The organism is Prevotella sp. PTAC, assembly GCF_013166535.1.
Taxonomy (GTDB): Bacteria; Bacteroidota; Bacteroidia; order Bacteroidales; family Bacteroidaceae; genus Prevotella.
This window is the reverse complement of the sequence record NZ_JABKKK010000006.1, coordinates 71625-82994: the sequence shown is the minus strand read 5'-3', so window position 1 is coordinate 82994 and position 11370 is coordinate 71625. Positions and strand designations below refer to the sequence as shown.

The window sequence follows — 11370 nt, the reverse complement described above, 5'->3', positions numbered from 1 at the left end:
TATCAAAACTATGCGTGGACGCATTCGGTATACTACTTGGTCTGCATTTAGACACCCGTTGCGTTGTAACGGGAGTCTAAACGGGACGCAATCAGCCGCTATTCTCAGCCCAACGAGTATCCCGTTGCAAAAAATCGGAGAGTTTTTCATGTTCAGGCAAACAGTCTATCGCATTGCGTATATAGATTGCTATCGTACTTATCTTCCTGTTTCGTGAGAAAATCAAGTGTTAAATTCGTGATATTTTTATTACATACCGCAATGAGATTATGGCAAGTCCGCCTTACGTTAACCCATGGCGGAAAAAACACAATGCGATTATTTATTTCTGCCAAGCAAACCGCGCAACGAGAAATACAACCATTCCTGGACACGAAACATTGGCCACGACGGCATCGGGCGATACCCGAACTTAAAAGCCACCCCCCTGCCTCTCATCATATCGGCCATCGTCTGCCACACCCTATGCAACTCTTCAAGCCCATATTGCCTTTCCTCAACCGTAAGTCCTGCTCCATGGCAGTGATAAAACATATATGTGTCTATCATATTCAGCCAACGGTGATCATTGTATTCAGCCACAGCGTCCTGTGCCACATCCATATCTTTCATTTGCCTGAGCATGCTCTCATTGGCCCGCAGATAGTCGAACCGACGGACGCTCACGGAATGAGTGGCCGACATCTCGTGCTGTCTGTAATAGTATATACCATCGCAACGTCGAACGGAGCCGGACGCGATATAATGTATCCGGGTTGTATTGTCGTCGCTGTAAAGCCGGCACGTCTCGTCATACGGATGACTCCTGTGGATATCGGCACGCACCATGTAAAGACCGTGGATACGCCACGTGAGGCTAAGCCGCAAAGCCTCGCCGCCGGTCAACACCTCGAAATCGGGCATCTGGTATCTCTCGGCTCTGTCCGCATATTCCATCACCACGTCAAACAGCACGCAACCGGTCGACGGATGACGGTCGAACACATTCACTGCACATTCCAGCGCATCGCTTGAAAAGTGATCGTCCGCATCGAGCATGCACACAAAATCGCCCGACGCAAAACCCAACCCCACATTACGGGCATGCGCCTGACCGCCGTTTTCAGCAAGCCGTATCACCCTTATCCTATTGTCACGGGAGGCATATCCGTTCAGTATGTCAAGTGAATTATCCGTCGAACAATCGTCAACGCATATTATCTCTATATCCCGTAGAGTCTGTCCCGTAAGCGAGTCAAGGCATTCAGGAAGATAACAGGCGGCGTTATATACGGCCACAAGGACTGACACACGGCTCATTTACGCAAGTATTTTTGTTTGAGTTTGTTCCACAGGGAGGTCTTCTTGTAAAGGATATACAGCGACACGGCGGCACTGACCATGAAGACAAAAATACCGAGAGACCAATAAAGCCACGCATCCTGGACAAAAGTGACAGCATAGGCCGCCATGCCGAGTAACAACTGCAAAAGGACATAGAGGCACACACGTGACGATATTACATATTGATAGCGAACACGGGCATATACAATGATCATGACAAGGTCGAGCAGATAGGCCACCGACAGGGCTATGCCCGTGCCGGTAAGCCCCCAATGCTCATAGCCCAACATTATCAGAAGTACCAATGCCACGTCGAACACGCCTTCAAGAATGAGATATGCCACCGAGTCACCTTTGGCAAGCGTGATATATGCCACCGGAAGAGACACAGACTTAATATACATCGAGAACACCGCAACCTGCGCCATTTCCACCACGGGAATAAACCGCCCGCTGTAAAGAAGCGGCAGAAGCACCGGCAAGGATATTATGAACATGGCAAGCATTGGCGACAGCAGAAGCACCGACACTTCAATCTGCCTGTTGACGGTAATGTTTACGGCTTCCACATCGTGATTTAAGGCCGACAGACGAGGGAAATAGTCGGTCTCCATCGCAGAAAACACCATACCTGCGTATGTGATCGTGAGCATGAAACCGGCATTATACAAGCCGACGACATCAAGATCGCCGCATACATTCAAATACGACCGGATGACTATCTCCGACCCGCTGCCTAATATCCCGGCCAGTACAAAAGCCACACCGAGACGCACCATCTGCATGCCTTCGCCCAAAATGCCACGCGAACCGCACAAACGCAACGGATAGAAACGGTATGAATAAGCCACGGTGAAAAGCATGTTCATGAAAGCCATGAGCACAATCACAGGCACGATACCGGCCTGCCCGAAAAAAAGGAATATGGGAACGGAAACGACAAGGGACGCAAAAACGGAGCAAATCTGTATCATCGCGAGCGGACGCAGGCGTCGGACGGCCTTCAGTATGGCTGTCTCTCCACCGGTGACGGCAAGCAGTCCCACCGCAGGAGCAAGGAGAATGAAGTGCAGAGTATGGTCGCCCCATGAGAAAGTGTAATCGCTAAGCAGCGGCCCCACAGCCATGCATACGAGCATTCCGAACAGAGCGGTGAGCAAAGACCATGCCCTGATGACACGTATGAAATGCTCCATGCGCTCGGCATTGCCGCTGTCGAACTCTTCGGAAAGGTGTTTCACCGCACTGAACGATATGCCGAGATTGGTCGCTTGGGATATGAAAGTTATCGTGGAATTGAACAACGCCATAAGCCCCATACCCGAAGGGCCGAGCATAACGGCCACGAGCTTGTTACGGACAAGCCCCATCAGAATATTCAGTCCCTGCACTCCACCGAATATTCCGGTATATTTCAACACATGACCATAGCTGTCTTTTGATTCTGTGTCGTTCATCAAATTAATTAACGGCCATTTGCCTGTTTTATTACATTATTCATAAAGACATTATAAAAAAAGCCATTTGCCACCCGATATATTTAAATTAATATTGTACTTTTGCATATTGGATATGGATGCAAAGCTCAGTATCATAATACCGGTATACAAAGTCAAAGACACTCTCGACAGATGTGTGGACAGCATAATGAAGCAAGACTTCACACCGATGGAGGTGATACTCGTGGACGACGGCTCACCTGATGAGTGCCCGCGGATATGCGACAAGTGGGCGGCAGTCGACAGCCGCATAAAGGTAATCCATAAATCCAACGGAGGACTGAGCGACGCACGCAATGCGGGCATCGACAACGCACAGGGAGAATATATCACATTTGTGGATTCAGACGACTATCTGGACGAGGGAACGCTGTCCATACTGATGAGAACAATGGAGTCATGTCCGGAAACGGACCTGCTCGAATATCCTGTATACAGGTTTTACGGCTCCCCAAGACAAAGTATATTCATGCCGGAACGCAGAACGTACCATAGCACGGACGAATACTGGCTTTACGGAGAAGCGTACTCACATTCATACGCATGGAACAAGATTTACCGGCGCACTGTATTCAACGGCGTAAGATTTCCCAAAGGAAAGGTGTTCGAGGATGTTTACACCCTGCCGGAAATATTACAGAACGTGAATGTGGCCGTAACGGTAGAATGCGGAATGTATTTCTACTGCCACAACCAGAACGGAATAACAAATAAAGCCGGTGGAAAAGAGCTGCAAATGTTGCTCGAAGCACACATGAACGTCATCGACAGGTTTGTCGGCAAGCCTCATTTCGACAAATACTACATGCATGTTGTGAACATACAACTGAGCCTGTGCGAAATCACCGGATGCGAGCCTGCGCTCAAACGGATTAGGATAAAAAGTTTCAAAGGCATGCCTGCAAATACGAGGGTAAAGGCGGCTGCAATCAACATATTAGGAATAAAGACACTATGCAGACTATTCAAAGCCATGAAGAAGACAGGCGTACTCCGCTAATCAGTTTCATAATACCGTTCTACAACCTTCCGGTGGAAATGCTCATAGAGTGTATCGAGAGTGTCATTGCCCTGCCGCTGGACGGTGACGAACGTGAGATCATCGTTGTCGACGACGGTTCCGACGTTTGTGCCATGAACGAATTAAGCGATTACGGCAATGACATTATATACATCAGGAAAGCCAACGGAGGACTGAGCGACGCACGCAACATGGGATTGCGCATGGCAGCCGGAGAATATATACAGTTTGTCGACGGGGACGACTGTCTGATACCATCCGCTTACCGGCAATGTATCGAAACGGTAAAGCGTAAAAATCCAGACATGGTCATGTTCGAATTTACACGCAACCGAAAGGATATCGCACACAGTGAGGAGGAGTATGTATGTAATAAGAAAGAAGAAAACCTGCATTTGTCTGCCGACGGTCCGGTAACAGGCACAGAGTTCATGCTGAAAAACAACATTAAGGCCACGGCATGGGGATATGTTTTCAGTAAAAACGTACTGATGAACCTCCGCTTTGCCACAGGAATTGTCCATGAGGACGAGGAGTTCACGCCACAGTTGATCATCAGGTGCGAACGTATATACTGCCTACCGCTTAAAGCATACTACTACCGCAAACGGCAGGGATCTATCATGACAGGGAAAAACAGTGACTGGAAAGAAAGCAGGATGAATGATATGCACACCGTGATACTGCATCTCAACAATCTCGCTGACACCATGCCGAGTAAGGACAGACTCGCAATGCAACGTCGCGTGGCACAACTCACCATGGACTACATATACAACATCATCATTCTCGGGATGCCACGCGATGCAATCAATAAGCGCATTGAACAATTACGCTCCGAAGGACTCTTCCCATTACCAGACCGCAAATACACACAAAAGTACCGGTGGTTCCGCAAAATCACTGCCAACAAAATCGGATTGAATATCCTCATACATACTCTTCCATTGCTTAAACGAGAGAGATAAAAAAGCCAGGCTCATTGATTTTAATGAATAAACATACCGCTTACAATAGGCAGACATAGAATCGAACTGACTGACATACAGCCTATAGTCAACAAACATACTGTTAATGACAAGCATGATATGTACTTTCCACAAGCAAACAAACTGCTTTAAATGAGTAAAACCATAAAAATGAAAATACTTTTGTTAGGCGAATACAGTAATGTGCACGCTACACTGGCTGCCGGTCTGAGAAATCTTGGACACAAAGTTACGGTTGTTTCAAACGGTGATTTCTGGAAAGACTATCCCCGTGATATTTCCATAGTGCGCCGACCCGGGAAACTCGGAGGTATCATGCTGTTGGCAAAGATATATGCCATACTGCCAAAACTGCGCGGATATGATGTCGTTCAGCTCATAAATCCGATGTTTGTAGAACTTAAAGCCAAACGGATATTCAGCATTTACAACTACCTGAAAAAGCACAACGGCAAAGTGTTCCTTGGCGGTTTCGGCATGGACTGGTATTGGGTGAATACCTGTTGCACCGAAAAACCGCTGAGATACAGCGACTTCAACATCGGGAACGAACTGCGAACAAACAGCGACGCACTGAGAGAAAGAGCCGATTGGCTGGGAACCGAGAAAGAACGACTGAACAAATACATAGCCGAAACATGCGACGGAATAATAACAGGACTATATGAATACTGGATTTGCTACCACATGGCTTTCCCACAAAAAACCGTTTTCATGCCCTTCCCGATCCGATTATCAGATGAAATACAAGCGACAGACAATCAAAATATGGCAGAAACAAACCCACATACGGTGAAAAAGGCAAAAAACAATCCTTCAACAGCGACACGCAGACCTGTCAGGTTGTTTATCGGAATAAACAAGACACGCAGCGAATACAAAGGAACCGACATCATGCTGAAAGCTGCCAGGGACATTGCAGCCCGTTATCCTGACAAAGTGACACTATCATTAGCGGAATCTGTGCCATTCGCTCAATACGGAAAGATGATGGACGACAGCGACGCCATACTTGACCAACTATACAGCTACACACCGTCCATGAACCCATTGCTTGCCATGTCGAAAGGCATTATATGCATCGGGGGCGGTGAAAAGGAGAATTATGAGATTATAAACGAAAAGGAACTACGGCCGATTATAAATGTTGAGCCGACATACGAGAGCGTATATGAAGAGTTGGAAAAACTCGTTCTCAACCCGGAACGCATACCTGACCTGAAAAGACAGAGCACGGAATACGTCAGACGACATCATGAATACATGAAAGTGGCCCGCAAATATGAAGAGTACTATAAGCTGGCACTATCTGTTTTGCCAACAAGGTGACCGGTATATACACATACAACCAATGAATGCCATACACATGCCGGGAAGGCATTCGCAAAATCCTGACAAACAAATACAGACAACCGTAACATATACATATAACAAAAATGCCGGAACATTTAGTTCCGGCATTTTTTATTTCCTCGAAAAGAAAAATCGGATTATGCCTCAGCAGGTGCCTCCTCTGCAGGTGCCTCCTCTGCAGGAGCGGCAGCCTCTGCAGCTGCTTCAGCAGCCTTTGCGGCTTCTTCTTCGGCCTTTGCAGCCTTCTTTTCAGATACCTTTTTGGCTATCGCCTCGTTGATTTTCTTCTCTGCCTCAAGCTCCTTCTCGTAAGCAGCCTTCTTTGCTTTTTCCTCGCTCTCACGAACAGCGTCTGCACCCTTGGTCTTATCGGCTTTCCAAGCGTCAAACTTCTTCTGTGCCGTTGCCTCGTCAAAAGCGCCCTTCTTCACACCGCCACGAAGATGCTTCATGAGGTACACGCCCTCATTGCTGAGGATATTACGTACTGTGTCTGTGGGCTGCGCACCTACTTCCACCCAATACAGGGCACGTTCGAAATTCAAATCTACTGTGGCAGGATTGGTATTAGGGTTGTAAGAACCAATCTTTTCAGTAAATTTACCATCACGTGGTGCTCTTGCGTCTGCGATTACGATACGGTAGAAAGCGTATCCCTTACGACCGCCGCGCTGCAATCTGATTTTTGTTGCCATTTTAAATTATTTGTTTTTTAGGTTTGAATTTATGCTGCCATCTCGTGACAGCGGCTGCAAAGTTACTCTTTTTAATGTCAACATATACTATATATGTATATTAAAAGAGTAATTATTATCATTTTTTAACAAGCATAAGACCTGCCTGCATCCCGTTTACACTTTTCATTAGGGCCGACACTGTTTGCAGATTTGAGTTGTTCGAACTGCTTGCCACCGTCTTCACAAGATTCAACAGTTTCGTGGCATCATTCACGAGCATCAGCTTTTTACTTTCAAGCTGCGTGGTAATCGGTATGGCTTTTTTACCTGAGAATGTAAGGTTAAGCTTCGAATCTTTCACCGTCCATTTGCCTTTGAGTGTCTTTTTGCCAAATGTCTCGGTAAACGTACCGTCCGAGTTAAACGTAATCGTGAACGCTCCCGGCTTTATTCCATATTTACCCAATTGTGCCTGTAAACTCTTTTCGATCTTACCGGCTGCGATCTTTGCTCCTGCCTTGGCAAGAAAATTATCCGACTGGAATACTATAGCCGGCTCGGAATATACCCATGTGCCCACAAGTTTATCAGATGTGGCCTGTTTTTTTCCGGAAAATACGGATGTTATGTTTGAAACGATATTGTCTCCCGATGACGACGAACCGGCTCCGGTTATCCCGCCGAGAATGCTTCCCAAATCTATTTGTGCGCTCGCACCTACAGAACACATGAGCATCACCGCAACGACAACCGACTTAAAAATCAATTTTTTCATTTTATTTAGCATTTGTTATAAGTGCGACAAAATTACGATTTTAGCTTTACCCATCCAAATAAAACGTTCAAAATTTTCTCAAACGGGCATTATTCGTTATCTTTGCCCACGGACAGTATGCTTATTGGCAACCCGACAAAAATAACGGTGCGCCACGCTCACATCATCCACAAATATAAAATCAACCTACCGAACGCAAACGACAATGCTTTTCCACACTGACAAACACGATAAAAAACAACTGTCGATACTAATCCCAACGTACAACGACGCATGCTATAATCTTGTCGAAGAATTGCACAGACAAGCATGCGAGGAGGATATAGACTACGAGATAATAGTGGCTGATGACGGTTCCACCGACGAAAACACCATACAGACAAATGCCCGCATCAACAATATACCACAATGCTCATACATAATGAGAAACGAAAACCGTGGCCGTGCGGCAATACGCAACTTCCTCGCCAAGACTGCCAGATACGACCGGCTGCTTTTCATGGACTGTGACATGGCATTGCCCGACAACCTTTTCATCTCCAGATACATCAATGAAATAAATGATGAGGCCGATGTGATAGACGGGCATACCTGTATTCACACGGACGATGAGACTTGGGGCAGAAACCTCAGATACATCACCGAACGAGCAGCTGCCCCTATGCACTCAGTAGAGATGCGGCAAAAAACACCTTACCAAAGTTTTGCCACGGCAAACTTCATGATAAGACGGGAAACGATGCTCGCCCACCCTTTTGACGAACGGTTCAGGTTTTACGGATACGAAGACGTGCTGCTTGGAAAAGAACTGTACCTGTGCGGAGCGCAAATAAAGCATATCGACAACCCGGTACTCTTCAAGGATTACGAGCCAAACGGTTCATTCGTTGCCAAAACGGAAGAGGCAATGCACACACTGCATCGCTTCAAGATAGAACTGCAAGGATACTCACGGCTGTTGACCTTGGAAAACAAACTGCGGCACATAGCTCCCGCAATAAGACTATGGCACATGTTATTCGGCAAAGCCGAGCGGCGCATTCTCACAGGCAGCAGCCCCAACATGACGATATTCAACCTTTACAGATTAGGTTACTATATGTCAATAAAAGAATAAAGAGCCACAAAGATAAAGTAACGCCCACAAACATTTCAAACAGATGTTATACAGACTAAAAAAACAAGAACGGGAACCAAACGTAACAATTATATCATACTAACCGAAAATAAGAATAAAAAACCTAAGACAATGAAAAGATTTGCATTTAAAATGTATCTGAAAAAAGGATGCGAGGAGGAATACGCCAAGCGGCACGCAGACATCTGGCCTGAACTGAAGCAAATGCTCAAAGAACAGGGAGTCGGCAATTACAGTATCTACTGGGATAAGGACACAAACATACTCTTTGCCTATCAGGAATGCTCAAAAGAGGGAAACAGCCAGGATACGAAAAACGTAGCCCCAATAACCCAACACTGGTGGGACATGATGGCAGACATAATGGAAGTAAACCCGGACAACTCACCTGTAAGCATTCCGCTCGACGAACTTTTCCACCTGGATTGACAGTCTGCGGCACATTAATAAGAGTTACAAACTATTATTACAAAACCAATTTTAATGCTTTTCAATTATTAAAAATAGAGCAGGTTGGGTTAAAATGAAGTGCACCCCAAAAGTTTTGTGCCTAACTTTTGGGACGCACTTCAAAATAAGCAACCGATTACATTTTGTACAACCACCTGTATGTAAACAATATAAAAAAAACAAAGAAGAAACTGACTGTCGGTAATGTATATCCGGTATATGACCGTTTTATTACAATTATAACTTATCGGCAGGATGTATTCTGATGCTTACGGTGCGAAACCAGTCACGCAACACGCCTTTGTATCCGTCTTGAGAGTCACTCACAAAAATGAGTGTCATGCTACCGTCGGCAAGTTGCGGTCCAATGCACATACCCTCATAGTTGGCTATGCTGCGTCCGAAAAGCGAGAGACCGGTACGAAAACCATGCAGCAAATACTTATCGAGCATTCCGCCAGGCACGGCTGCGGAGGGATCTGCGAGATACAGTTTCACATTAACATACGAACCGAGCTTGCGCCGTGACACGAAAAACTCACGTTCAAGGACTATCAGCCGACCATCATCGAGAGCACAAAGCTCACTCACTCCCATGGCATACGCACCGGCGACAGTATGCGATTCTGGGGCATCCATCTCATAATAGAACCATTCAGCAGGCTGCAAATCATCATCAAAACTCTGCAACCGCAACCTGTTTCGTACACCGTTGACCGACGTAGCCTGCTCACCATCTACGGGCAGAGTACTCTCTGTCGTCGTCCAAAAACGATGCGTGACGGCATTATAAGTCAAAGACTCGAGTCCATAGTTTGCAGAAGATAAGGCAAAAACCTTTGGCACGGCAATCTCACGCCCTGTCCTAAGGCCGTCAAGAGAATATTCATATATCCTGTTGTCTGCCTCACCACAGATGAAAACAGTAGAGGCAGGGACAAAATAAGCGATGCCTTCACCATCACGGTTGATAGTTCCGGCTGAACGGAAACCCTCGTTTTCAACGTCAACGATTTTTCCTGACACAGTGTCTACGTCTATCTTGAAGACAAAAAATCCGTCCGTCTCAGACTTGTCGCTTACAACAGCATAGCGGTTGTTTCCAATATTGGCTATGCCGCTGTAATTTCCCGGCGGTACTTTGCCGGAAAACGACCGCTGCCCGCAATCATTCACTATAATTGTATCCGAACGAACAATTACACTGTCTGAACCGGCGGCAAGCGTTTTCAAACCGGTGAAAACACAAAGCGGTATCAGCGCAAGTCGCATCGAGGTACAATTCATTCGTAATCGTCTATTACAGCGTTTGTGAAATCAAGCATAGGCTTTGCCACCTTGAATATCTTTTCCATGCCGTCAAGCCATCCGTCGCCATCGAAAAAGTCCTCACCGACACTGTGCCAGCAGCTGTAATCCTTCATCCTGAGGTATCGCATGTGCTCATAGTCGGCAGGGAAACCTACCGGCCGCACTTTAAGCCGCTCCATGCCGAAACCTTGCCTGTCGTCCCAACCGGCTGTTTCTGGCGCTCCGAAGTATTTCAGGAATTCCTCGTTCTCCACACACCGAAGCCATTCGCCGATATTTCCCATTATTTCGTTGCGACAGGCGGTTAGTATATTTGTAGGCAACCAGTAGTTGCCGCATGCCAACAGGCAGTGCCCAGGTTCGAGATGGATATAGTATCCGCCGTGAAGCGCTTTCTTGCCGTGAGCCGCTATGTATGCACCAAAGTGGTTCTTATATGGAGACTTGTCGTTCGAGAACCTCGTATCCCGATAAAACCTGTAAGTAGCGTCTTTCACGGTGATGTGGGATATAGACGGGTCGAAAGTGCTTATCCGTGCTATCGCCAGCCCTACACCACGCTCAAACTCGGCCTTTGCAGCCATATACTCTTCCTTGTGCTCCTGGAACCATTGCTTGTTGTTGTTAGCCATAATGTCCCGCAGGAAGTCCAATATCAGTTTAGCGTCCATAATGTTTCTTTTGTATGTTAATCTGTTACGGCCGCAAATATAATAAAAAATATCGGCATGATGAAATCACCGCCATATTATTGCGCCATGGAGCGTACCGTATCGTCACTCATCCGGCATCTGATGCCGACAGGTGATTTAGCCCGCGGCTTTGCTTGCCTGT

11 protein-coding genes are annotated in these 11370 nt (G+C 46.5%); 5 read left to right on the top strand and 6 right to left on the bottom strand.

Annotated features, from left to right (window positions below; translation table 11 throughout):
• Positions 1 to 318: 318 nt before the first annotated feature.
• Together HPS53_RS05830 and HPS53_RS05825 are read right to left on the bottom strand one after the other, a co-directional pair.
• Positions 319 to 1299 carry a glycosyltransferase family A protein gene (locus HPS53_RS05830; RefSeq protein ID WP_172205021.1) on the bottom strand — a complete coding sequence of 327 codons (981 nt, stop codon included), beginning with the start codon at positions 1297 to 1299 and terminating at the stop codon, positions 319 to 321.
• Positions 1296 to 2780, bottom strand: a complete 1485-nt coding sequence (locus HPS53_RS05825) for an oligosaccharide flippase family protein (protein WP_172205018.1) — start codon at positions 2778 to 2780, stop codon at positions 1296 to 1298. The genes HPS53_RS05830 and HPS53_RS05825 overlap by 4 nt, the downstream gene beginning before the upstream one ends.
• Positions 2781 to 2895: 115 nt before the next feature.
• On the opposite strand from HPS53_RS05825, the gene HPS53_RS05820 reads away from it, so the two are divergent.
• The 3 genes from HPS53_RS05820 to HPS53_RS05810 all read left to right on the top strand — a co-directional run bounded on the left by HPS53_RS05820 (position 2896) and on the right by HPS53_RS05810 (position 6161).
• Positions 2896 to 3822 carry a glycosyltransferase family 2 protein gene (locus tag HPS53_RS05820; RefSeq protein WP_104369422.1) on the top strand — a complete coding sequence of 309 codons (927 nt, stop codon included), beginning with the start codon at positions 2896 to 2898 and terminating at the stop codon, positions 3820 to 3822.
• The gene (locus HPS53_RS05815) at positions 3777 to 4811 is read left to right on the top strand and encodes a glycosyltransferase family 2 protein (RefSeq protein WP_172205015.1); all 1035 of its coding nucleotides are present in this window, start codon (positions 3777 to 3779) and stop codon (positions 4809 to 4811) included. The genes HPS53_RS05820 and HPS53_RS05815 overlap by 46 nt, the downstream gene beginning before the upstream one ends.
• 171 nt (positions 4812 to 4982) lie before the next feature.
• The gene (locus HPS53_RS05810; RefSeq protein WP_104369433.1) at positions 4983 to 6161 is read left to right on the top strand and encodes a glycosyltransferase; all 1179 of its coding nucleotides are present in this window, start codon (positions 4983 to 4985) and stop codon (positions 6159 to 6161) included.
• 161 nt (positions 6162 to 6322) lie between these two features.
• Here HPS53_RS05810 and HPS53_RS05805 read toward each other — a convergent pair whose 3' ends face one another.
• Positions 6323 to 6880, bottom strand: a complete 558-nt coding sequence (locus tag HPS53_RS05805) for a 30S ribosomal protein S16 (protein ID WP_172205012.1) — start codon at positions 6878 to 6880, stop codon at positions 6323 to 6325.
• A gap of 118 nt (positions 6881 to 6998) precedes the next feature.
• Entirely contained in the window at positions 6999 to 7637 is a 639-nt protein-coding gene (locus HPS53_RS05800) for a lipocalin-like domain-containing protein (protein ID WP_172205009.1), read from the bottom strand.
• Positions 7638 to 7842: 205 nt separating this feature from the next.
• Here HPS53_RS05800 and HPS53_RS05795 point away from each other — a divergent pair, with 205 nt between their 5' ends.
• Positions 7843 to 8754 (top strand): glycosyltransferase family 2 protein, encoded by a 912-nt coding sequence (locus HPS53_RS05795; protein WP_172205007.1) that lies wholly within the window; start codon positions 7843 to 7845, stop codon positions 8752 to 8754.
• Between the two features lie 132 nt (positions 8755 to 8886).
• Positions 8887 to 9204 (top strand): L-rhamnose mutarotase, encoded by a 318-nt coding sequence (gene rhaM, locus HPS53_RS05790; RefSeq protein ID WP_104369417.1) that lies wholly within the window; start codon positions 8887 to 8889, stop codon positions 9202 to 9204.
• A gap of 258 nt (positions 9205 to 9462) precedes the next feature.
• Here the strand turns inward: rhaM and HPS53_RS05785 are convergent, their stop codons facing one another.
• Together HPS53_RS05785 and HPS53_RS05780 are read right to left on the bottom strand one after the other, a co-directional pair.
• Complete coding sequence (locus tag HPS53_RS05785; protein ID WP_253942828.1) at positions 9463 to 10512, bottom strand: esterase-like activity of phytase family protein; 1050 nt, start codon at positions 10510 to 10512, stop codon at positions 9463 to 9465.
• Positions 10509 to 11207 carry a DUF2461 domain-containing protein gene (locus tag HPS53_RS05780; RefSeq protein WP_104369416.1) on the bottom strand — a complete coding sequence of 233 codons (699 nt, stop codon included), beginning with the start codon at positions 11205 to 11207 and terminating at the stop codon, positions 10509 to 10511. The genes HPS53_RS05785 and HPS53_RS05780 overlap by 4 nt, the downstream gene beginning before the upstream one ends.
• Between the last annotated feature and the right edge of the window lie 163 nt (positions 11208 to 11370).